Below are 23,260 nucleotides of genomic sequence, written 5' to 3'. Positions count from 1 at the left end.
GGCAGACATAACGTGAAAAAGATATTCAAACTTTCACTGGTGGCATCATTAATTGGCCTCTCTGGAATGGCCGCTGCGGCTCAGGAATCAAACGGCTTCCTTGAAGACAGTCATCTTGATGTACTTTTACGCAATGCGTATATCAACAGGGATTATAAAGACGAAGGTGTTCGCACTCGTCGTGAGTGGGGACAGGGCATCATTGCCAACTTTTCTTCCGGGTTTACTCAGGGACCGGTAGGTTTTGGCGTTGATGGTCTGGCGCAATATGCTGTCAGACTGGATGGCGGTCGCGGCCGTAGCGGCGCAGGTGGTATCGATTTCTTTGCTCAGGATAACGATGGCAAAGCCAAATCTGATCTGGCGAAATTCGGCGCCACCGCCAAAATGCGCTTTTCCAATACCGTGCTCAGCTACGGTACTCAGCGCCCGATGCTGCCAATCCTGACAGCAGATGACTCGCGTCTGCTTGATGAAACTTATACCGGTTTTATGCTGAACTCGCAGGAAGTGGCCGGATTAAACGTCACCGCCGGTTACTTTACCGATGAACAACAGAAAAGCGACGACAGCCATGATACCGGCCTGAAATCGCTGAGTTTTGCCGGTGCCAGTTATCAGTTTACCGATCAATTGAGCGGTGCCTTTTACGCTTCCAATGTCGAAGACGTGATTAATAAGCAATACCTTGGCCTGAATTACAAAACGCCGCTGGCAGACAATCAATCCTTTGGCCTCGACTTCAACGGCTATAATTCGCGCCTGAATCAGGAATACGCCAATCAACTCGACACTGGCCGCAGCAATACCATCTGGAGTCTGGCGGCAAGCTATACCTTTGATATTCATACCTTCAAGGTGGCTTATCAGCAAAGCAGCGGCAGCACCGGTTACCATTATGGCGGCTACCGCAATCAGGGCGGCGTCGGTGATGGCGGCAGCACCATCTGGCTGGCGAACTCTTACTGGTCTGACTTTAATGGCGAGGACGAGCGTTCGTGGCAGGTTGCTTACTCGATCGACCTGAGTGGTGTCGGCATTAACGGTCTTAGCTATGACGTTGCTTATGTACGTGGTGACAATATCAAAACCTCGGCCACCGATAATGGGCACGAACATGAATTCTTTAATCAGGTGCAGTACAAGGTGCCTGATGGTGCCGCTAAAGACCTGAAAGTGAAGCTGCGCTTCTCTTCACTGCGCGTCTCCTCAGACGCTGCTGATTATAATGTCGGCGGTAATGAAGTACGCGTATTTGTTGAATATCCGTTCTCGATTCTTTGATTTAAAAAATGGCAGCCGCGTGCTGCCATTTTCCCCCCGCCGTCACGTTCTCCGCCAAATATGAAATAAGGCCTATGACCTCCGTTCATCAATAATGCCGCAAAACGTGTATTTATCCGCGCAGATTAACCTTTAAGGTTGTTTGAGTTGGATAAATTATGATGAGGTCGTATGGACGATAACATTAACCTGTCTCGCAGGGAGCTACTGCCTTTTCTCGCGGGTATTTCCCTGCTGACGCAGCCAGCCGCAGCGGCAATCATCACCGGTCAGTCGGATTCGCTGGTGGCTTATCATTCACGCAGCGGCAACACGCGGGTGATTGCCGGGATTCTTCAGCGCGCCCTGCAAGCCGATCTACATGAAATCCTGCCGCAAACACCCTACCCGGCTGATTATCTCCAGATGGTTGCACAGGCAAGCGATGAACGCAAAAACGGATTTAATCCGCCATTGCTGCATGATCTGGCTGAGATAAAACGTTATAAAACCCTCTACCTTGGCTATCCAATCTGGGGAATGAGTTTGCCTGCCATCGTCCGATCTTTTTTAACGCGCCATGATTTCTCGGGAATAACGATTGTTCCGTTTATCACGCATGGTGGTTATGGCATCGGGGACAGTCTGGCCGTGTTGGAAAAATCAGCGCCGGGTGCCCATCTCCTTGCGCCTTTTATTATGCAGGCCGATCAGGAACGCCAGACCATGGAAAAAACCCTCGACTGGTTGGTAGCAGCGCGATAAATCGCGCCGCTACGATTTTCTCAGGTCTTCCCTTTCAGCGATCAGAACGAAGTTGTCACACCTGCATAATACGCGCGACCCGGTTCGTTATAGGTCGAAGCGCCTTCGTTTTCACGATAGATTTGCTTGTTCAGCAGGTTGCTGATACCGGCAGTGAATCGCAGGTTCTTGTTGTACTGGTAGTTCATACCGACACCAAAGATGGCGTAAGCCCCCACCTCATTTTCCGACAATCCGCTGGCTTCCTTACGAATTTCTGCCGTAGTACGCGGATGCTGGCGGCCATACATGGTCCAGCTTAAGGTGGCGGAGAGTGCATCGGTCATCTGCCAATCAAGCCAGCTGTTTACCGTGTATTTCGGGATCAACGATAACGGGTTACCGGTCGATTTATATTTCGAGGTGAACATGTAAGTCGCGTTGGTACGCCAGTTCAGGGTATCTTCCACCAACGGAATGGTCAGGTTGGCTTCAAGGCCCTGCGTCAGCGCCTTACCGCCATTCTGCCACTGGTAGATATCATAAGTGGAAGAATACCAGGAACTTGCCACACTCACCGTACCCAGCGAATTATCCCCCGCGACGATTTTGTTCTGATAATCGTTGCGGAAATACGTCAGTCCGGCGCTGTAACCTTCATCCGTCCATTGCAGTCCGATCTCTTTGTTGACGCTGATTTCGGGTTTGAGGTCGGCGTTGCCCATCAAGTAACAGCCGTTGCTGCCCCCAATGTTACAACCGTTACCGCTACTTGCCAGCAGGTAACCTTCGCTGGACTGATACAGGTTTGGCGCTTTGAACACACGCGCGATACCGGCTTTCAGCGTGAAGTGATCACCCAGTTCCTGCTGAATGTTCAGGCTGGGACTCCAGTTGCTGCCGAAGCGATCGCTGTAATCAAAACGCAGACCCGGAATCAATGTGGTGGCGTCGAAGGCATCAATGGTGTCTTCCAGGTAAATGGCGCTCAGTTCCTGGCTGTTTTTGCTGCTGCGCTGGGAAGGATCGCCCGATACACCGTTGATATCGATACCGGTCGCATCCGTTTCCTGCATTGATGCCGGATCGTTCAACTGCTCCTTATTCCATTCAGCTCCCAGCGTCAGAGTATTGTCCACCAGCAGGGTGAAGGGGATGGTGTACTCATTATTGATGCGCCAGGTTTTATAACGGCTGGTGTTGTAGGTGTCGCTATTGATCATCCCTTCCACTTTGCCGGTAGAGCCTTCGTCGAGCCGCGTGTTGTGGGTATCTTCATAGCTCAGGGTCAGTTTGGACTGGCCCCAGTCCCAGATGCCGTTATGGGTCACGCTGTAGGCCTGGCGATACATGCGGTTGGTTTCCTGACCGTATAAGGTCGGCACCAGGGTACTCAGGTTGCTGTTGCTGTATTGGGTATCACCCGCGTAGATGTTGCCCTGGCGGCTGTAAGCGTAGTTGAAATCCATGTACTGCTGCGGATTGATCTTCCACTGCACCGCCGTGTTGATATCGCGGTTGCGCACGCCCTCACGACCTGCCGCGTAAGAACCGTTTTCGTTGGTATTAATATCGTAGGCATCAGCATCGGTTTTGTTGATGTTGCCGTACAGACGCATGGTCAGCACATCATCCACCAGTGGACCGCTCAGGCTGAAGTTCATGCGTTTGGTCGCGCCTTCATCCTTGTCTTCCGGTTGATTGGTGTAAAGCGACAGCGAGCCATGCCAGTCGTTAGTCGGACGTTTGGTGACGATATTCACCACGCCGCCCATCGCGCCGGAACCATAATGTGCCGCCGCCGGGCCACGTAACACATCGATATGGTCGACCATTTCCGGCGGAACCCAGTTGCTGTCGCCACGGGTGTCACGTTCGCCGGTGCGGCTGTAGCGCACGGAACTACGGGAAGAGACGGGCACGCCATCAATCAGGATCAGGGTGTTTTCTGGTCCCATACCGCGAATATCAATCTGACGGTTGTTACCACGGCTACCGGTTGCGCTGTTACCGGTTAAGTTCACACCCGGCATTTTGCGAATGATTTCGGACAGATCGTTGACCGGCGGATTGCGTTCCAAATCTTCTTTGGTAATCAGCGATGCACCAGGCTGCTGCTTCAGTTTCTCTTCAGCTTTGGCCGAAACGACCATAGTGTCTTCGTTGGTCGGATTGACCGTCGGTTCGGTTTTGCTTTTCTGCGCTGAGTTAGCGTCAGTTGCGGTTGCTGCCCCCTGCTCCTGTAACGATAAAACATTTGATGGTGTTTCGGCTGCCAGAGAGAAACCACTGTGGATGACCAGCCCAATCAGTAATGAAAGGGTCGTTTTCCTTTTTCCAATTAAGTGAGACATTTTGTTACGTCCAGTTATTATTTTCCACACTCAGAAATGAGCATGAGAATAATTATCATAATCATTCCTATATTTGACATAACCGAAACAAAATGACACACCTAATCGCATTAGGTTACGTCCTTTATCTCAATCCTGAGGGTAATCACCGGACAATTAAAATTATGGATAAAATAAGGAGATACGAAAAAGAAAGGGAGCAATCAGCGTGATCCAATGTAAACGCGTTTATGAATCCGCATCACCCGAGGATGGCTATCGGGTGTTAGTTGACCGGCTCTGGCCACGCGGAGTGAAGAAAACTGACCTCCAATATGATGAATGGAATAAAACCCTGGCACCGTCGACTGTGCTGCGTAAAGCGTTTCACGCTGATTTGATCGATTTCGCCGCGTTTCGTGCACGTTATTTGCAGGAGCTTACAGAGCATGTGGATGAAGGGCGTAGGCTAGTGGCGAGAGGTAACATCACGCTGTTATATGCAACGAAGAATACGGCGCAGAACCACGCCGATGTACTGAGAGAGTGGCTTGGCGTGCTCAATTAGAAGGCCAGAGGTTATTCTGGTGGTTTTTGTTAAAACCATGATAATGCCGTTGTTACGGGGAAAAGGTAATTAACGCTTCCTCAATACCACCAGCATTAACGTAACGCATTGTTTTTAATAAATGCATTATAAACAATAAGATAACAAAAAGACCATTATAGTAACGCATATTAGTTACTCTACTTATCTGGATAGAGAGGGGATAAAATGAATCGATTAATCCATGACGCATTAAGTATGTTTCCTCATCATTTTTGTTAGACACATCCATTGAAGAAAACCTCAACGACCAGCTACCTTTTCAGCTCAAAAACTGTTCTGAACTTAGGCAAGTTCGGATTGAAACGAAGCCGTTCCTGATTCTGGCTGCTGCTGATGCCAACGTGCTTGCAGCAAATAACTTCCTCCAGATAAGAAGAATCGAGAGTCAGCTTAACCTGCCACTCATTCTCGTAACGAATAAGGTTAGCTCCGAGTTAAAGATTCTGGTTAAGCAATTGAGAATTGGGTTAATCATCCCTGGGCGTTATACCATGCTACCCTCACTGTTCGTCCATCGTGAGAAGGATGAACGCACTGATGACACAACCCGTGTTGATACCGAAAAAACCTTTGGGATTATTCCGTCATATTTTGTGTGTTACTGCTTATCGGGATATTTTGGTGACGGTTTCAATAGCACTGACATCATCAGAATTTTAGGTGTGCCTAAAATGGCTGTATCGCGCGCTGTCAGGAAATTGTTAGCAAAGCAACTTATTGATGTTAAAGGGACTGCTCGAGCTACTCGTTATTTCTTCTCAGAAAGTTACAGATCTTCCCTTATACCCCACTCATAGAGAACGGTGTGATCGACCCGGTGTTTCTGATCTTTTCTCGTCTGAACAGATCAGATGTTCGCGTGAAAACCACGTTTCATAAGCTGGAAATGGACATTTATAACAACCTTAAAGATCAAGAGGGATGAAAGGGGAATCTATGGAAGGTGAGCGATTTTTAACGGAACATATGCAAGCTTACCAGGAAGAGTACATCCTGATCGGTGGCTGCCAACGCCTGCGCATTGCATTTCAAAAATCTCGATGCTCCTTTTAGAGCAACAGTAGATCTGGACATTGTGCTGGTAACCGAGAGCATATGCAGACTTCGTCATAAAGTACCCCCCTACAAACTAATGACAAACGTCCGTCACAATACTTGCTAACGGACGTCATTCACTGACTAACTTACCAACCCGCCCCCTTCAATATCAATCATCGTGCCAGTGACAAAAGGGTTATCAATAATAAACAGATACCCACGCGCGATGTCCTCGGGTTTGCCCCAGGTTTTTACCGGCAATGAGGCGGCAGCGTTATCCAGCATTCGCTGACGCGCCTGTGCGTCCAGATGCGCATGTGACTCGGTGTCGGTTAAACCAGGGCTAACGGCATTGACGCGTATCGGTGAAAGCTCTTTCGCCAGAATTTTAACGGCCGATTCCAGCGCAGCATTCATGGTAGTTTTCACCATGGTTCCGGCAATCGGGCGACGTGCCAGAAATCCGGTGGTAAAGGTCAGGGTGCCGCGTGGATTGAGACATGGGCTGAGATATTTCGCTACGGCCAGGCTGCCCCAGAATTTGGTGTCGAACGCCTCTTTCGCCGCAGACAGCGAGAGGGTACTGAGCGCCCCGCCCTGCGCAAACGATGCCGAGGTCACGATGATGTTATCAACCTTGCCGAGCGTGCCTGCCAACTCAGCTAGCTGAGCTTCATTGGCGATATCAAGGACATGAATTTCAGCCTCTGCCGCAAGTCGCTGTTGCGCAGCCTGCAACTTATCGACGTTGCGTCCCGCCAGAATCACCTTATCACTCCGCTGCGTCAGCAGATTAGCCACCGCAAAGCCGATACCTGACGTGCCGCCAATAATCAATGTACGTTGTGACATCAGAAGTTACTCCTGCGTTGCCGCGATGCTGTCATAGCGCGGATAGTCGGTGTAACCAACCGCCGAGCCACCAAAGAGCGTGGAAGGATCGGTGACGACCGCCCGTGGCAGATCCTTGGCAATACGCGCCGGTAGATCCGGGTTGGCGATAAAAGGACGACCAAAAGCCACCAGATCTACCCACCCCGCCCGCAGATAGGTTTCTGCTTTTTCCACCGTGTAGTTCCCGGCAACGATCAGTGTTCCACTGAACGACGCACGCAGCGACTTGCGGAAGCTATCCGGGATGGTGGGCGCGTCATCCCAATCGGCTTCTGCCAGGTGGATAAAGGCAATGCCCTTTTCCTCACACCATTGTGCCAGGGCGAGGATGGCATCCACCGCTTCAGGATCGTCCATGCCACGCTGGGTAATAAACGGTGCGAGGCGGATACCGGTGCGCTGTACACCAATCGCATCGCTGATGGCCGTCAGCACCTCCTGCGCAAAGCGGATGCGGTTACTGAGCGGGCCACCATATTGATCGGTGCGCTGGTTAGAAGTGCGGCGCAGGAACTGATCCACCAGGTAACCATTGCCACCGTGTACCTCGATACCATCGAAACCGACATTGATCGCGTTAAGCGCTGCCTGACGATATTGGTTAATCACCGTTTGAATATCCTGTTGCGTCATCTCGCGCGGCACAGGACAGTCAATCATCTTCCCCTCTCCATGTTCGTTAACAATCCACACCTGGCCGTCAAACGGGATGGCGGACGGCGCAAACGGCTGCCCATCGGGATGAAAGGAGGGATGGGACATGCGTCCGACATGCCATAATTGCGAGACAATTTTGCCACCGACGTGGTGCACCGCATCCGTAACCAGACGCCAACCGGCCTGCTGTTCCGCCGTATGCATACCCGGTGTCCAGGAATAACCCTGCCCCTGCGGCGAGATTTGCGTCGCTTCGGTGATGATCAACCCTGCCGTGGCGCGCTGCTGATAATATTCCGCCATCAGTGCCGTCGGAATATTACCCGGTTGCGCGGTGCGCGCCCGTGTCATTGGGGCCATAACGATACGATTTGCTAATTTCATACCGCCCAGTTGAGTTGGCTGTAACAACATTTTCTCTGCCATCCCTACGTTCCTCGTGAATAGAAAACGTTGACACTAAACCCTTGCAGGTATTTTGATAATGATGATAAAAACTGAATCTCTGTTCGGAAAAGCTGAATAATATGGGCAAACTGGAAGACCTGACCTTGTTGGTGCAGGTGGTTGAGGCGGGAGGACTGGCAGCGGCTGGCCGCCGTATGAACCTGTCACCGGCCACCATGAGCGCACGCCTGAAAGCGCTGGAGGAGCGTTATCAGACGCGTTTTTTCCATCGTTCGACCCGCGCGATCTCTCTCACCCGGGTGGGTGAAGAATTCTATCAATCGGCGTTGCGCGTGCTGGAGGAGATGGAGCAGGCTGAGGCAAAACTGGCGCAACAGGAGGGTGTGCTGAGCGGGACCCTGCGCATCTCGGCACCGTCGGATTTTGGTCGTCAGTACCTTTCCCCGGCATTGCTGGCGTTTTCCCGCCTCCATCCCGGAGTCAAAAGCACGTTACTGCTGAGCGAGGACATCGAAGACCTGATTGCTCAGCGCCTCGATATGAGCGTTCGCTTTGGCAATTTGCCCGACAGTAATCTGATCAAACGCGACATCAAACCTAATCACCGGGTACTGGTGGCCTCACCGGGCTATCTCTCCACCCAGGGAACGCCGGGCCATCCGCTGGAACTGCCCCAGCATCGCTGCCTGATCATGGAGCAGCGTGGTTCGTTACTCAACGTGTGGCGTTTTGAAGTGGAAGGTGAGATCAGGACGCTGGAAATCAGCCCGGCAATGATCTCCGATGATGGCGCGTTGATCCGCGAGTGGGTGTTGGCTGGTGCAGGTATCGCCAGCAAGTCGTGGTGGGATGTTAAGCGCGATGTGGAACAAGGCAAACTGGTAGTGTTGTTTGGCGATCACTTTATCGGTTTCAGCCGCAATGACAGTCGTCAGGTAGGATTACAGTTCGTCTATCCACAGCGGCGTTTCCAACCGTTACAGGTGGCGGCGTTCAGTGATTTTTTTATTGGCTGGCTGGAAAACAGTTGATAGCACGGTCTGGTTAGTTTGATTCGTTAAAATATTGAAAAAATCCACTTTAAAATTTTGCTTCTGTCTATCATTCCCAGATTAAAACCACACCACAGCGGTGACAAAACGGGAACCGATACCATGAATGCAATAAAAAACAGAATTTTAGGATGGCTGATAGTCACCGGCGTCATGATGTTTGCGACGCAGGTTAGTGCCTCCGTGAACTTAGCCGTTGTAAAGCCGGTGATGGAGTGTGGCCAGTTAACGACCGTTAACTTTAGCGACAAACTTGGTGAGAAAGTCACCCTCACATCTGCCACGTCCCTGAAAACCGATAAAGGGACATTCTGCCAGGTTAAGGCCAGCATCGCACCGGCGATCGGTGTTGAGGTAGCGCTACCGCAACAGCAGTGGACACAACGTTTTCTGCAAGTGGGCTGTGGCGGATTATGTGGCCAAATTAACCTCAGCCTGTCGAATGCCAACGGCTGTGTGCCCGCCACTCAGGGCGAGTTTGTCGTTGCAGCGACAGATATGGGCCATAGCGGTGGCATGATGGATGCCAGTTGGGCAGAGGATCCACAAAAACGTATCGATTTTGCGTATCGCGCCAATCATCTCACCGCGCTGCTGGCAAAAGCCTTGATCCAGGCGTATTACGGTCAGGCGCAAAAGTACGCCTACTTTATGGGCTGCTCCGATGGCGGACGCGAAGCGCTGATGGAAGCACAGCGCTTCCCGGATGATTTTGATGGTATCAGCGCCGGCGCACCGGCAGCGTTTTTCCAGTTCCAAAACTCCTTTTTCCACGGCTGGAATGTGGTCGCCAATCAACGCGCGGATGGCAGCGCAATCCTGCTGAAAGACCGCCTGCCGATTCTCCATCGTGCGGTGCTGGCGCACTGTCCAACACTTTCTGGCGTCAACGATGGTTTGCTGGCAAATCCGTATGCCTGCGCCTTCTCCCCCAACTGGGTTAAGACCTGTGCCGCCAACCAAAGCGATAAATCAGACTGTCTGACCGCAGAAGAAATCGGCGTGGCGGAAAAACTCTATCGTGGAGCTTACGACAGCGCAGGCAATCAATTTGTGGTGGCGGGTCTGCCACTGGGATCAGAGCTACGCTGGCCGGTGCCAGAGAGCGCAGACGGTCATTCAATGTCAGAGATGATGGCGCTGCCTGCGCTGCAATCGGTATTGTTGCCAGGTGGCAAGCAGAACATCACTACGATGCGTGACTTCCCACTCAACAAACAGAACTTCACGGCTGTCGCACAGTTGGCTCCGCTGTATAACGCCGCTAACACCAACCTGAGTCGCTATATGGCGCGCGGCGGTAAGCTGATTATGTGGCACGGCCTGGCGGATGATTCTGTCAGCCCGGCGTTCTCCATCGCTTACTACCGTGGCGTTGAGGCTTATCTCGGTAAGCAATCCACTGAGAAATTTATCCGCCTGTTTCTGCTGCCAGGCGTGGGCCATTGTGGTGGTGGTGAGGGGTTAGATCAGATCGATTTGCTGACGCCATTGATGGCATGGACCGAGCAACAGGTTGCACCGCAAGCGCTGATGACAGGTAAGTCAGCGCAACAAGCCAAGGTGGATATGCCGCCGATGCCGCCCCAGGGCAAAATGCCCGCGGGCAACGTAAGCGCCGAAGTGCAATTTCACGGCGTTCAGCGCGCCAGTTCACCGCTAGCCTCTGCCATGCCTCCCTTAAAAGCCACCCGACCGGTCTTCCCTTATCCGTATATCGCGCAATACAAGGGTACAGGTTCACCCGAAAAGGCGGAGAATTATGTGTCAGTGAAATCAGCAGCCTATGACAATCTGGTGGTGAGTAAGCCGGCCAGCGATTTTATTGGTCCTGACAATCAAAAGAACTATGTCGCTAAAGGCGGCAGGTTGGAGATTCAGCCGTAATGATCTCCTGACCGGGCGGGTGAGTTGTCACTCGGCCCGGTTAAGCCGCCACACCAGCGTCTGGCGGGCGTGGGCGACTCGGGGCTGACGTAACGCGCTGGCCAGCCACACCAAATTGTAGCGAATCTCGGTGTCCCCCACCGGGGCGTGGAGCGCCACCAGCTCCCCCTGCTCGATCTGCTGTTGGCACAGAAACTGCGGCATCACCGACCAGCCAAACCCCTGGACCAGCAAACTACGTTGACCGCGTAAATCCTGACCGACCATCGCCGGGAGCAGCGTCTGGTAGCTGATGCGGTTTTTTTCCAGCCAGTGGTCAATCAGCGACAATTCCAGGTTATACGCGAGGAGCGGTTCTCGCAGTAAGTCAGTGGCAAAATCCGCACTGGCATTCAGTCGCGACGCCACGCCCGGTGAGGCAACTGCCAGAACCTTATCGCGAAATATCACTTCACCTTTTAATCGGCTATCCGTCACCGGATGGGCCGTAATGCCTAAATCGCAATGCCCCTCAACCACCATTTGCGTCACCAGCGGTCCGTCCCCGGTATGCATATGAACCCGGATGCCACTCTCCAGCAGCAGCAGCAACTCCCCCGCCAGCTTATCCGCCATAAAATCGGCGTGACCGATGATTTGCAGCGTACCGCTGACATCCATCGAACGCGCTCTCGCCGACGCCAGCGCTGACTCCGCCGTGTCGAGGCTGCTGCCGATATCTGCGGCCAAATCTTCCGCCGCAGGCGTGGGTAAGACACCTTGCGGTTGGCGTTCAAACAACGGTCGGCCGATGGCCACTTCCAATCCGCTGATATGTTGAGAAACCGCAGGCTGCGTCAGGTTGAGCGCTCTGGCAGCACCGGATATTGAACGCTGACGGTAGACCTCCATAAAGGTACGCAAACGGACCAGTGACATAAGACCCCATAAATAAATTTATACCCCCACCAAAATAGCCTTGTTAGCCAGCTAAATCCAGCGCAGGTAAGCTCGTCGCATCTTAATCAGTGACCCGATTTAACAGGACAACATGATGAACGCTACCCAACACGATCAGCAGTTGCTGCACATTCTGCACAGCATGAAAAACGCCCATTTGCAGGCAGGTCCAGCCTCTGCGGCATTACGTCGCGACCGTCTGCTACGCAGCATCGCGCTGATTCGCGACAATCATGCTGCGATCGCTAACGCAATTAACGCCGATTTCGGCCATCGCAGCGCTTACCAGACGATGGCGGCAGACCTGGTCACCACCATCAATATGCTGCAACATTCCGCTGATAATCTTGAAAGCTGGATGGCAGCGGAAAGCGCCGACGTACCGGTAGCGGGCATGCAGGCATGGATTGTGCCGCAACCGCTCGGGGTGGTCGGCATTATCAGCCCGTGGAATTTTCCGATTAACCTCGCCTTTGGCCCGCTGGCAGGTGTGTTTGCTGCCGGGAATACAGCGATGTTGAAGCCTTCAGAACTGACGCCGAAAACCTCGGAACTGCTGGCCGAACTGGTTGCCCGCTATTTTGATCCTCAGGAGCTTACCGTGGTGCTGGGTGATGCCGATGTCGGACAGGCTTTCAGCCGTCTGCCTTTCGACCATCTGGTGTTTACCGGTAGCACCAATGTCGGCAAACACGTTATGCGTGCGGCGGCGGAAAATCTTGTGCCGGTCACGCTGGAACTGGGCGGTAAATCGCCGGTGGTGGTCGATGTGGATGCGGATCCGGCGCTGGCCGCAGCGAGAACCCTGACCATCAAAACCTTTAACGCCGGGCAAATCTGTATCTCTCCCGATTATCTGCTGCTGCCGGAGGGTGCCGAAGACGCCTTTGTCACCGCCGCTCGCAGCTTTATGCAGCAGGCATTCCCGACCGTACAGTCGAACCCGGATTACACCGCTATCATCAGCGATCGCCATTATCAACGGCTGATCAATCTGCTGGAGGATGCGCAAAATAAAGGCGCACGCATTATCAGTCTGGCCCCCGAAGGTGAACCGGCTTTCGATGCCGATAGCAGAAAAATCGCCCCGCATTTAATTCTGGCGGTGACGGAAGAGATGGCAGTGATGCAGGAGGAGATTTTTGGCCCACTGTTGCCTGTCAAGACCTGGTCAACGTCGGTGGCAGAAGCGATTGATTACATCAACGCACACCCGCGCCCGCTGGCGGCCTACTATTTTGGTAACGATGCACAACGTCAACAACAGATGGCACAGCGCACCACCTCGGGCGCATTGGTGATTAATGACGTCATGACCCATGCTTCTCTCGACAGTTTGCCATTCGGCGGCGTCGGGGCATCCGGTACAGGCGCATATCACGGCATTCACGGTTTCCGCCGCTTTAGCCATGCCAAACCTGTGGTGGTGCAGGACGAGGTGGGCACCACCAATCTGCGGCTGCGCGCCCCTTATCAGGACAAGATGGCGTTACTGACATCCCTGCTCGATCAACAGCAGTAAGTTACTGTGTAAAAAGAGGATTTATCATGAAAGTGTTAATGGTACTGACATCCCACGATGCGCTGGGTAATACCGGCAAGAAAACCGGATTCTGGCTGGAAGAGTTTGCGGCACCTTACTACGTGTTTAAGGACGCAGGAGCAGAGATCGTGCTGGCCTCACCGGCAGGCGGACAGCCGCCGCTTGATCCGAAAAGCGACCTGCCCGATTTTCAGACCGCAATGACCGACCGCTTTAAGGCGGACCCGGCCGCACAACAGGCGCTGGCAACGACGGTGAAACTGGAAAGCGTTGATCAGGCCGCGTTTGATACCGTGTTCTATCCCGGCGGTCATGGTCCATTGTGGGATCTGGCGGAATCTGCTCAGTCGATTAATCTGATTGAATCCTTCGATCGCGCCGGTAAACCGATTGGTTTCGTCTGCCACGCGCCGGGCGCGTTGCGTCATGTTAAAGCCGCCAGCGGTGAACCGTTGATCAAAGGTAAACAGGTTACGGGCTTTACCAACAGCGAAGAAGCTGCCGTCGAACTGACCGACGTGGTGCCATTCCTGATCGAGGACGAATTTATCGCCCTTGGCGCGCACTACCAGAAAGGCGCTGACTGGATGCCGTTTGTGGTTGAGGATGGCAATCTGGTTACCGGGCAAAACCCGGCCAGTTCAGAAGAAGTGGCTAAGCGTCTGGTGAGTAAGCTTGCGGGCAACTGATTGCTGATATCCGGCCCGGAAGCGCAATCATTTCGGGCCTCAGATTACATAAATTCGTAGCGTCGCGATTTATCGCGCAGTCCGGCAAAACCTGCGCGATAAATCGCGCCGCTACTAAGTCAAAATCCGGCAAATCTTATGCAAACACGGCAGTTGGAACACTGCCGTCCCCATCTTACCCTCCTTTTAATGTTAAACATTAAAAGGAACGGCCATGCACACGCGACGTCTATTGCTGGCAGGAGTCGATCTTACCTATTACGCGCGAGAAACGCCGTCTCCCACGGAGCAAGCCAATGCTCAGCGCAGCTACCAGATTGAACCAATGACGAGCAGCGACCTGAGCGAACAGCAGAAGATTGCCGATGCGTTTTATGCTGCGAAACTGCTGCCAAAACGAATTGATGCGCAGGATGTGGGGACATGGCAGCCGGGTAAGCCGTAATTCGGGCGGTTCAGAATCCGTCAATAATGAAATCCAGAGCGGTCCTGATCGTTTCACGCTGGCTGGCAAGGCTACAGACTTCTGTACCCAGAACAGTGAGTTGAACACCTGCCAGCTCATGCGTCATCATCAGATAATCATTACCTTCAACATGTAGAGTTGGGTTTAGGCGCTGCACAACTTTTCCCTGATAGAGTTCAATTGGGGTCAGCGGGATCACGATGCGCGAATCAATACTTTCAATAATATCGCTCTGTACATCCAGCAACAGTGGATAAAACTTAGACGCATTTTTGTTTTTATATACCCGATACTGCATCAGTTAAAATTTCCTGTGCATGTCTGAAAATACGCCGTTTTGCGCCATGTGTCGGTTCAAGTCTGAAATGGCATCTGTATTTTCCCGCTGCCATTGTTCAACCGCATTTTCACGTAGTTTTTCGGCTATCGCATTGGCTAATAGCTGAGACAAACTTAACCCTGCCTCCTTTGCCTGCTGCAGTAGCTGGGGTTCCAGAGTGAGTGTGACGTTCTGCTTGCGTGTTTTTAGCACTGCGTTTGGCATGCTGCACCTCCGTCCATACCGTTACATGTGTAGTCTACACAGTATTATACACTTATGAAAACGCATGTCTGACACAAACTGTTAAGCAAACATCACCGGGGGCAAACGCCCCTGGGTTTCACGGTAAGGCGCTGGCGGAAACACCGATCTCGCTGATCGCCAGTTCCGGGTATTGCTGCATCCGTTTTACGGCGTCGTCATAACGCGGCATTGAGTTCGCTGCCCCGGCACGTTCGACACACACCGAGGCGTACGCCGAAGCGAACAGCGCCGCCTGCTCCAGCGGTTCTCCGGCCGCCAGACGCGCCGCCAGTGCGCCGTTAAAGGAATCCCCCGCGCCAGTGCTGTCCACCGGTTGCGCCGGAAAGACCGGCACCAGCAACATCCGTTCACCGGTTGAGAGCAGCGCGCCCTGGATACCGAGGGTGATGATCAACTGACGCACCCCTTTGCCGTGCAGGATCTGCGCCGCCACCTGTGCTGAAGCCAGGTCGGTCACTTTGGTGTTGGTCAGTTGGCCGGCTTCCGTGCTGTTCGGCGTGAGCAGGTCAACATGACGCAGAAAGGCATCGCTCACCTTTTGCCACGGGGCCGGGTTCACAATCACATAGGTTCCCGCCTGACGGGCGTTATCCACCATCCGTTGAATGGCGCTCAGGTTGTTTTCGAGTTGCACCAGCAAAATGTCAGCGGCCGCCACCGTAGGCTGGCAACGGTTCACCTCCGCCGCCGTGACCATCAGGTTGGCGCCGGGATAAACCGAGATCATGTTTTCGGCATCATCACCGGCCACGTAGATCATCGCGTTACCGGTCGGTTTTTCTTTGCAGGTGAACAACGTGATGGCGTCAAAGCCGGTCTTCTCGAGATGGCGACGGGCGAACAGACCGAAGTCGTCATTACCGACCTTGCCGATGTAGTGCACCCTGGCACCGGCTCGCAGTGCCGCCGTGGCCTGATTCGAGCCTTTACCGCCCGGCCCCATCATGCTGCTGTGTGCAACCAGTGACTCGCCAGGCTGCGGAAACCGCGACATTTTGGTGACTATATCGAGGTTGAACGAGCCAAACACGCACACTTTGCCTTTCATGTTTACCTCCCAAACTGCCGTGCAGCCGCCAGACAGGCACCACGGCAACCGGTCTGATCGGTGGCATGGCTGATGACCATGCGCAATCCACTGCGGGTTACCGGTGGGCGCAAATGCCGCACGATCTGGTTGCGCAGCGACGCCAGCGGAAAATCATTCATGGCCAGCACGCCGCCACCGAGGATCAGATATTGCGGGTCAATAATGTTCATCTCGCTGGCGATGATTTTTGCCAGGCGGCTGACAAACTGCTGCAAATCAGGATGATCGCCGTGCAGCGTGAACAGTTGCGACATATCGGTTTGTGCGCAGTGCTGACGCGCCCACTGGCTCAGCCAGTGTCCTGACGTCAGGGTTTCAGCACAGCCGTGATTCCCGCACGGACAGGGCAGATCGTTATTTGCCAGCGGGATATGGCCAATCTCGCCCGCGCCGCCGTGCTCGCCGTGGTAGAACTGACCGTTCAGCCACAAACTGTTGCCCATGCCGGTGCCCAGATATAAACCCACGGCGTTATCCGGCAGCGTATCAAGTTGCATTAAATCCCATAACATCAGATGGTTAACGTCTTTATCCATCGCCACCGGGATACCGGTCATCTCACTAAGATGCGCCGCCACCGGGGTGTCGTCCAGCGCCTGGATAAAGGGTAACGACACCACATGCTGACGATCGCGGCTCAGGATGCCCGGCAGGCCGAGCATCACGCCATCAATCGGTTGCTGCGCCAGCACCTCATTAATCAACCCCGCCAGTGCACTCAGCGCATCGGCTGACTTTGCCCAGCTGGCGGTCGGCAATTTGCGAAATCCCGCCCACTGATCCTCTCCGCGCAGGGTGAGCAACCGGGTGCTGGTACCACCAATATCTATACCCAGCCAGGTTCGACTCATGCTGACTCCCGTAACGCACCTTTTGCCTGCTCGATGTTGTCCATCATCTGGTCCCAGGCGGTTTCAAGGTTGTCATCGAGGTTAAACAACCCGGAGGTGCCGACAATCAGCACTTCTGCGCCCGCGTCCAGCAATGTACGGTAGGTGCGCTGATTGCAGGAGCCATCAATCTCAATCAGATAGTTGTAGCCGTGGCGTGCTTTCAGGTCGCGCAGCTCCTCAATCTTCTTCACCATCTCGGTGATAAACGGCTGGCCCGCATAACCAGGATCAACGGTCATCACGGTGATCTTATCCAGCAGATGGATGTAGTGATGGATGTACGACACCGGCGTTGCCGGGTTCAGCACCACACCCACTTTCTTGCCGAGTGAGCGGATCTGGTTAATCACGCGGAACGCATCACGGTTGATGGTTTCCGCATGCGGGCAGATGTAATCCGCGCCTGCTTTAGCAATCACCTCGATAAAGTCAGTCGGTTCCTCCACCATCAGATGTACATCGAGCGCCACTTTGGTGTGCGGGCGGATCTGCTCGATAAAGAACGGCGACAGGGTGATGTTTTTGACGTAATGACCGTCCATGATGTCGATGTGCAGGAAATCAGCTCGGGTGTCGAGCACGGCCAGTTGCTGTTTAATTTCCATCAGGTTCATGCACATCAAAGAGGGAGAAATTTGGGTACGCATCAGACTTCCTTTTTTTTAGTCAGGCCGGCCTGGCGTGCAAGTAAAGTACTGCGACGCACCGCACGGGAATGAGTGAATTTGGTTTTAAAGAACTTCAGGCCCAGTACCACAATCAGTACCGCACCCCACATCGCCAGGCTGAAGTGCTGGCTGATGTTTAACAGGTTGAATCCGGTGGAGAGGATTTGTAGCGCAATCAGCGACAGCACCACGCCAGTGACGCGACCAAAACCGCCGTTGGGATCCGTACCACCGAGAATGATCGCCAACACGGTGATCAGCAGATAAGAGTCGCCATAGCCCATACGCGCCGAGTTAAACCGTGCCATCATCACCAGCCCCGCCAGCACGCACAGCAGGCTGGAGATGACGTAGACCAGAATCAGCAGACGATGGGTATTCACGCCACTGAACCAGGTGGCATTGATGTTGCTGCCGCCCATGTAGATACATTTACCGGCACGGGTTTTGCCAAGGAACAGCGCCATCAGTCCGGCGGTGGCGAAGAACAGCCACAGCGGCAACGGAATGGTCAGGAAGGTGTCTGCACCGAGTGCACGCACCACATCCGGCATTCCACTGACGGCAGCACCGCGTGTCAGCCAGATACCAATGCCGTTGACCGTCATCATGGTGGCCAGCGTCACCAGAATCGGGTGCGCCCCAACCCGGCTGACCATCAGCCCGGTGATCACCCCAATCAGCGTGGCGATCAATGCCGCCCCCACCAGCGCCATCAGTAGCCACAACAGTTGCAGCCCGGTGCCCGCCCCGGCAGGCATAAAGTTCAACAACACCCAGGCAATAAACAGCGCCGTCAGGTTAGCGGTGGCGATGATGCACAGGTTAAGACCGCCGCTGAGAATGGCGATAAACATCGCCAGCGTCAGCAGGCCCAGTTCCGGCAACTGGAAGGCCATGCTCATAAAAGTAGAGTCGGTCAGGAAGCGGCCCGGCAGCATAATGCTGAACACCGCAACGCCGAGCGCAATCAGCAACAGCAATCCGGGATGCGCTTTTTCACTGGTCAGAAAATTCAGATGTTTCATCACACTCTCCCCGATCAGACGAAGCTGACGTCGGTTTCTTTGCGCTTTTTGTAATGGGTGACGGTGATGGCAACCATAATCACCACGCCGATCACAATGTTCATGAAGTAGCTGGAGATACCGACCAGGTTGAGGCCGTTTTTCAGGATGGCGATCAGGAAGACCCCCATCAGTGTCCCGGTGACGGTGCCTTTGCCGCCCATCAGGCTGGCCCCCCCCAGCACCGTGGCCGCCAGTACATCCAGCTCGCCGCCAACCAACGCATTGGGCACCACTTCACCGACACGGTAGACCTGTACCAGGCCACCCACCGCCGCCAGCGCGCCCAGCCATCCGTAGGCAAGGATATGGATCAGTCCGACGCGAATGCCGATACGGCGAGCCGACTCCTGATCGCCACCAGTGGCGTACAACTGACGGCCCAGATGGGTTTTGTTCAGCAGCAGCCAGGTGATGGCGGCAATCACCAGCATGATGGTCAGCGGCAGGCCAATCTGGTAGGTCTGGCCGTGGACGCTAAACGGCAGGATGTTATGCAGCGTCACCCACCACTCCGGCAGGTTGTAGAGGCTGCGTCCCTCGGTAATCCACATCAACATGCCAAACAGTAGCGACTGCATGCTGATGGTGATGATGATCGAGACAATGCGCAGCCAGTAGATCAGCACCGCATTGATCACCCCAAACAACGTGCCGCAGGCAATCGCCAGCAGGATGCTGAGCGGGGCATTGTCGAAACCGAACTGCACAAACAACGAGGCGATGACGTACTGCACCACCGAAGCCACCGCCGCAAAGGAGATGTCGATCCCGCCAGTGACCAGCACCACAAACAGGCCGAGGGCGAAGATGCCGGTGACAGCATAGGTTTCCGTCAGGTCGAGCAGGTTCTGCAACGTCAGGAACTGATCGCTGACGAGGGAGAACACTACGAAGAAGAACACCAGCACCCAGGCCAGCCAGCCCTGACTCGACTGGGGTTTGAAGAACGATAAATCAGGCATTGATCACCTCCGCCAGTTGCTGCTGCGCCACCTGTTGCGGCTGGTACTCGGCATGCACGGTGCCGTCACGGAAATGCAGAATGCGGTCGCAGTTGTAATAAACCTCCGGCACTTCATCGGAAATCAGGATGATCGCCAGCCCCTCTTTCGCCAGTTGATGGATCAGGGTGTAAATGCTCGCCTTGGCGCCGACATCGACGCCGACGGTCGGCGAATCGAGGATCAGGATTTTGGGTTGGGTCAGCACCCATTTCGCCAGCACGATTTTTTGCTGGTTTCCCCCCGAGAGCGTGGAGATGGCGTGTTCCGGGTCGGCCACGCGAACGCCCAACTGCTGAATCCAGTCGTGGATCAGTTTGTTTTTGCGGTATTCATCGATGATGTGGAAGCGGTTGCGCAGTTGGTCGAGAATCGACAGCACCATGTTATCGGCGACCGACTGTTGCTGAACCAGCCCGAGCGTCAGACGGTCTTCTGAGACGTAGCCAATGCCAGATTTGATAGCATCTTCATGGTTGCGAAAACGCACCGGCTTGCTGTCAAGCCAGATTTTACCGCTGTCCGGTTTGGTCATGCCAAACAGCGACAACGCCAGTTCGGTACGCCCGGAACCCAGCAGGCCACACAGTCCCAGCACTTCGCCTTCATGCAGCGAAAAACTGACATCATGGTATTGGTCTTTGCGACTGAGGTTTTCCACCTCCAGCAGCTTGCGATGTGGATTCAGGGTTGGGGTTTTCAGGTGATAATCGAGTGTCAGCCCGGTCATCAATTCAGTCAGGCGATGGCCGTCCATTTCGCTGGCAGGCCAGGTACCCATTTTGCGGCCATCACGGATCACGGTGACGCGATCGGAGATCTCCAGCACTTCATCCAGACGGTGGCTGACAAACACCACGCAGATATTTTTCTCTTTCAGGTAACGCACGGTACGCAGCAGCTGATTCACCTCGGTGCGGGTCAGCGACGCGGTTGGCTCATCCATGATCACCAGACGGGCGTCCGCCACCAGCGCACGACAAATCGCCACCTGCTGACGTTGTGCAATCGACAGTTCAGCCACTTTGGCATCGAGATTCAGGTCAAACTTCAGTTCGGTGATGATTTTCTCAGCGCTGGCACGCAGTTTTTTCTTGCTGTACCAGCCAAGCAGGTTACCGAGGTTGTGCTCAAACGCGATGTTCTCGGCGACGCTGAGATTGGGAAACAGCGACAGATCCTGATAAATCACCTGCACACCAAAATCGCGCGCCTGTTTTGGCGTCAGGCGCGGAAAGCGTTCGCCACGGTCACCGAGGATGATTTTGCTACCTGCATCCGGGGCATGCACCCCGGAGATCACTTTAATCAGGGTGCTCTTACCACAGCCGTTAGTACCAGCAAGGCAATGCACTTCCCCAGCCATTAACGACAGTGAGATATCACTTAATGCCCGGTTGCCGCCGAAGGTTTTCGACAGGCTCTCGAGGGCAATCAGCGTCTGTGGTTCGATCAGTTGCATATTACAGCCCCAGTTTGACCAGTTTTGGCAGGTTGGTTTTGTCCAGACTTTCGGTGTTGTTGCCGAGGATGGTGTGGGTCTGCTCATCGACCTTCACCTTGCCCAGACCGTCGATGGTCATGCCGTCGGTAATCGGTTGGTTTTTCTGCATCATGCCCGCAAGACGCACGAAAACTTCACCTGCCGTCATCGGGTTCCAGATGTAGCCACCTTTAATGGCACCACGGTTAACCAGCATCTGACCCTGCCCTGGGCTAAAGGCCCCGATCACGCAGACCTGGTCAATTTTGTTACGCGCCATCACCGCGCGGCCGGCACCGATTGGCCCTTGTGAACCAAAGGCGATGATGCCTTTCAGATCCGGGTATTTAGACATCACTTCGTTGGTGGTACGGATGGAGTCATCCAGTGATTCACCAACGCCAAACTTGTCGCCAACCATCTGCATTTTCGGGAAATGGGCCTTTTGATACGCCACGGCGGAATCCACCCAGGCGTTGTGCAGCGGCACCGTCAGGCCGCCCATGTAGGCGACATATTTGCCCTCGCCATGCATGCATTCGGCCAGCGCCTTCATATGGTTTTCGCCGTGGGTTTTGGCATCGACCAACTCAAAGTCCCAGTTGGCGTACTTCTGATCCGGCGATTCATGCACCAGCACGCGGATACCAGCATCACGGGCGCGTTTCAGCACCGGCTCCAGCACTTTCGGGTCATTCGGTACCACGCCGATGATGTCAACTTTCTGCGCAATCAGATCTTCAATCGCCCTGACCTGCAACGCCGGGTCAGCCGAGGTAGGGCCAACCATCCAGGCATCGATCCCCTCCTTGGCCGCTTCGCTCTTGATGCCCGCTTCCATCGCGTTAAACCACGGAATGCCGCCTACTTTGACCACGATCCCCATGCGCAGCTTGTCAGCAGCATGGGCGGTGGTGGCAGCAAACAGCGCCAGCAGGGAACAGGCGATAAGTGTTTTTTTCATAGGGTTAAATATCCTGAGAGTTCATTAATTGCATGGTATTCTGGCGTTGTGAACAATCGATAATATTGACACCGTTCCAGGCCAGCTCCTGTTGTAATTCTTTATCTTTCATGCTGTCGGTAATTAAAAAATCCACTTCACGGTAATGGCAAATTCTGGCAAAAGATGGCCGAAGGAATTTCCCCGCATCAATAAGCAGATATTTTCTTTCTGATGCCATCAGCATTTGTTGTTTTAGATGTGCGTTATTTTCGTTCGCCGCACGTAAATATCCGTCATTGCCCAGGCTGCTACAGGAGAAAAATATTTTGTTGATTAAATAATCTTTCAGCGGCTGCTCGGCAACGATGCCATTAAAATCTTCATTGTGATCGGAATACTCTCCTCCCAGGCAGATGGTGCGGATATGGCCTTTGGCGGCCAGTGTCTGCACGATACGTAGCGAGTTAGTCAGCACCGTCAGTTCGATGTCTGGCAATTGCCGGGCCAAAAACCAACAGGTGGTACTGCTATCCAGCAATATACAGTCGCCCGGCGTGATAAAATCGAGCGCTCTTTTAGCAATTAATGTTTTCGCCTGAGTATTCTCATTCATGCGCAGGCGAAATGTAGATTCATACTCGTTCGGTTTATTATTTTTCCCTGCCAGATTCCCCTGGTGTTTCTGCGCCATCACCGCACCGCCGTGACTGCGTTGTAATAATCCTTTTTTTTCTAACTGAGATAAATCCCTGCGAATGGTTTCCTGAGAAACCCGACAAAGTTTAACCAGCTCAACCACCAATACCCGACCATGTAAATTTAATTCCTCCATGATCTGACGGTGACGTTCAATCGGTAACATGGTGACCTCCGATGCCATTAAGTTAGTGGATTCGACCGGTGCAAAATGTGCACCAGGCAAAAGTGTCAGGCAGCGAATTTACCGCCGCCAAAAAAGTGACTTTTATTGAAAAAAAAATGAAAAATGGATTTATATACA

The 23,260-nt window shown here is 53.6% G+C and carries 22 protein-coding genes and 1 pseudogene; 9 read left to right on the top strand and 14 right to left on the bottom strand.

Annotated elements, in window-relative coordinates; all coding sequences use genetic code 11:
- The first annotated feature begins 66 nt into the window (after positions 1 to 66).
- Together AC6I8N_RS23495 and AC6I8N_RS23490 are read left to right on the top strand one after the other, a co-directional pair.
- Entirely contained in the window at positions 67 to 1,284 is a 1,218-nt protein-coding gene (locus AC6I8N_RS23495; RefSeq protein WP_235056546.1) for an OprD family outer membrane porin, read from the top strand.
- A 171-nt stretch (positions 1,285 to 1,455) separates the two neighbouring features.
- Positions 1,456 to 2,028: a flavodoxin gene (locus AC6I8N_RS23490; RefSeq protein ID WP_497831283.1), complete on the top strand. Its 573-nt coding sequence runs from the start codon at positions 1,456 to 1,458 to the stop codon at positions 2,026 to 2,028.
- A 41-nt stretch (positions 2,029 to 2,069) separates the two neighbouring features.
- Here AC6I8N_RS23490 and AC6I8N_RS23485 read toward each other — a convergent pair whose 3' ends face one another.
- Positions 2,070 to 4,361, bottom strand: coding sequence for a FepA family TonB-dependent siderophore receptor (locus AC6I8N_RS23485; protein ID WP_497831282.1), 2,292 nt, complete (start codon positions 4,359 to 4,361; stop codon positions 2,070 to 2,072).
- Between the two features lie 208 nt (positions 4,362 to 4,569).
- On the opposite strand from AC6I8N_RS23485, the gene AC6I8N_RS23480 reads away from it, so the two are divergent.
- Positions 4,570 to 4,908, top strand: a complete 339-nt coding sequence (locus AC6I8N_RS23480) for a DUF488 domain-containing protein (RefSeq protein ID WP_497831281.1) — start codon at positions 4,570 to 4,572, stop codon at positions 4,906 to 4,908.
- A 254-nt stretch (positions 4,909 to 5,162) separates the two neighbouring features.
- The gene (locus AC6I8N_RS23475) at positions 5,163 to 5,747 is read left to right on the top strand and encodes a MarR family transcriptional regulator (protein ID WP_497831280.1); all 585 of its coding nucleotides are present in this window, start codon (positions 5,163 to 5,165) and stop codon (positions 5,745 to 5,747) included.
- 382 nt (positions 5,748 to 6,129) lie between these two features.
- On the opposite strand, the gene AC6I8N_RS23470 is transcribed toward AC6I8N_RS23475, so the two are convergent.
- Together AC6I8N_RS23470 and AC6I8N_RS23465 are read right to left on the bottom strand one after the other, a co-directional pair.
- Positions 6,130 to 6,840: an SDR family oxidoreductase gene (locus AC6I8N_RS23470; protein WP_497831279.1), complete on the bottom strand. Its 711-nt coding sequence runs from the start codon at positions 6,838 to 6,840 to the stop codon at positions 6,130 to 6,132.
- Between the two features lie 6 nt (positions 6,841 to 6,846).
- Entirely contained in the window at positions 6,847 to 7,965 is a 1,119-nt protein-coding gene (locus tag AC6I8N_RS23465; RefSeq protein WP_497831278.1) for an alkene reductase, read from the bottom strand.
- A 101-nt stretch (positions 7,966 to 8,066) separates the two neighbouring features.
- Here AC6I8N_RS23465 and AC6I8N_RS23460 point away from each other — a divergent pair, with 101 nt between their 5' ends.
- Together AC6I8N_RS23460 and AC6I8N_RS23455 are read left to right on the top strand one after the other, a co-directional pair.
- Positions 8,067 to 8,978 carry a LysR family transcriptional regulator gene (locus tag AC6I8N_RS23460; protein ID WP_497831277.1) on the top strand — a complete coding sequence of 304 codons (912 nt, stop codon included), beginning with the start codon at positions 8,067 to 8,069 and terminating at the stop codon, positions 8,976 to 8,978.
- Positions 8,979 to 9,101: 123 nt separating this feature from the next.
- Positions 9,102 to 10,886 carry a tannase/feruloyl esterase family alpha/beta hydrolase gene (locus AC6I8N_RS23455; protein ID WP_497831276.1) on the top strand — a complete coding sequence of 595 codons (1,785 nt, stop codon included), beginning with the start codon at positions 9,102 to 9,104 and terminating at the stop codon, positions 10,884 to 10,886.
- 27 nt (positions 10,887 to 10,913) lie between these two features.
- On the opposite strand, the gene AC6I8N_RS23450 is transcribed toward AC6I8N_RS23455, so the two are convergent.
- Positions 10,914 to 11,804, bottom strand: a complete 891-nt coding sequence (locus tag AC6I8N_RS23450; protein WP_497831275.1) for a LysR family transcriptional regulator — start codon at positions 11,802 to 11,804, stop codon at positions 10,914 to 10,916.
- Between the two features lie 115 nt (positions 11,805 to 11,919).
- On the opposite strand from AC6I8N_RS23450, the gene AC6I8N_RS23445 reads away from it, so the two are divergent.
- The 3 genes and pseudogenes from AC6I8N_RS23445 to AC6I8N_RS23435 form a co-directional block, all read left to right on the top strand.
- Entirely contained in the window at positions 11,920 to 13,347 is a 1,428-nt protein-coding gene (locus AC6I8N_RS23445) for a coniferyl aldehyde dehydrogenase (RefSeq protein ID WP_497831349.1), read from the top strand.
- A 26-nt stretch (positions 13,348 to 13,373) separates the two neighbouring features.
- Positions 13,374 to 14,057 carry a type 1 glutamine amidotransferase domain-containing protein gene (locus tag AC6I8N_RS23440; RefSeq protein ID WP_208727198.1) on the top strand — a complete coding sequence of 228 codons (684 nt, stop codon included), beginning with the start codon at positions 13,374 to 13,376 and terminating at the stop codon, positions 14,055 to 14,057.
- Between the two features lie 286 nt (positions 14,058 to 14,343).
- Positions 14,344 to 14,502, top strand: a pseudogene (locus AC6I8N_RS23435) (ABC transporter substrate-binding protein); the annotation flags it as partial.
- A gap of 10 nt (positions 14,503 to 14,512) precedes the next feature.
- Here the strand turns inward: AC6I8N_RS23435 and AC6I8N_RS23430 are convergent.
- The 10 genes from AC6I8N_RS23430 to AC6I8N_RS23385 form a co-directional block, all read right to left on the bottom strand.
- Positions 14,513 to 14,821, bottom strand: coding sequence for a CcdB family protein (locus tag AC6I8N_RS23430; protein ID WP_021182259.1), 309 nt, complete (start codon positions 14,819 to 14,821; stop codon positions 14,513 to 14,515).
- A 3-nt stretch (positions 14,822 to 14,824) separates the two neighbouring features.
- A complete protein-coding gene (locus AC6I8N_RS23425; protein WP_497831274.1) occupies positions 14,825 to 15,067 on the bottom strand; it encodes a type II toxin-antitoxin system CcdA family antitoxin in 243 nt (80 codons plus the stop codon).
- Between the two features lie 118 nt (positions 15,068 to 15,185).
- Positions 15,186 to 16,157, bottom strand: coding sequence for a ribokinase (locus AC6I8N_RS23420; RefSeq protein WP_497831273.1), 972 nt, complete (start codon positions 16,155 to 16,157; stop codon positions 15,186 to 15,188).
- Positions 16,158 to 16,159: 2 nt separating this feature from the next.
- Positions 16,160 to 17,050 (bottom strand): allose kinase, encoded by an 891-nt coding sequence (gene alsK, locus AC6I8N_RS23415; protein WP_497831272.1) that lies wholly within the window; start codon positions 17,048 to 17,050, stop codon positions 16,160 to 16,162.
- Positions 17,047 to 17,739 carry a D-allulose 6-phosphate 3-epimerase gene (gene alsE, locus AC6I8N_RS23410; RefSeq protein ID WP_497831271.1) on the bottom strand — a complete coding sequence of 231 codons (693 nt, stop codon included), beginning with the start codon at positions 17,737 to 17,739 and terminating at the stop codon, positions 17,047 to 17,049. Before alsE ends, alsK begins: the two co-directional genes overlap by 4 nt.
- Positions 17,739 to 18,788, bottom strand: coding sequence for an ABC transporter permease (locus AC6I8N_RS23405; protein ID WP_021186282.1), 1,050 nt, complete (start codon positions 18,786 to 18,788; stop codon positions 17,739 to 17,741). Before AC6I8N_RS23405 ends, alsE begins: the two co-directional genes overlap by 1 nt.
- Positions 18,789 to 18,802: 14 nt before the next feature.
- Positions 18,803 to 19,792 (bottom strand): ABC transporter permease, encoded by a 990-nt coding sequence (locus AC6I8N_RS23400; protein ID WP_497831270.1) that lies wholly within the window; start codon positions 19,790 to 19,792, stop codon positions 18,803 to 18,805.
- A complete protein-coding gene (locus AC6I8N_RS23395) occupies positions 19,785 to 21,293 on the bottom strand; it encodes a sugar ABC transporter ATP-binding protein (protein WP_021186284.1) in 1,509 nt (502 codons plus the stop codon). Before AC6I8N_RS23395 ends, AC6I8N_RS23400 begins: the two co-directional genes overlap by 8 nt.
- Before the next feature lies 1 nt (position 21,294).
- Positions 21,295 to 22,278 carry a substrate-binding domain-containing protein gene (locus AC6I8N_RS23390; RefSeq protein ID WP_497831269.1) on the bottom strand — a complete coding sequence of 328 codons (984 nt, stop codon included), beginning with the start codon at positions 22,276 to 22,278 and terminating at the stop codon, positions 21,295 to 21,297.
- A gap of 4 nt (positions 22,279 to 22,282) precedes the next feature.
- On the bottom strand, positions 22,283 to 23,122 hold the full coding sequence (locus AC6I8N_RS23385) for a DeoR/GlpR family DNA-binding transcription regulator (protein ID WP_021186286.1): 840 nt from the start codon (positions 23,120 to 23,122) through the stop codon (positions 22,283 to 22,285).
- Positions 23,123 to 23,260 lie beyond the last annotated feature (138 nt).

The sequence above is a fragment of the Pantoea sp. X-Soil-TKNS-1279 genome, assembly GCF_059730565.1.
The sequence above is the reverse complement of the archived record's forward strand: the minus strand, read 5'-3'. Positions and strand labels throughout refer to the sequence as shown.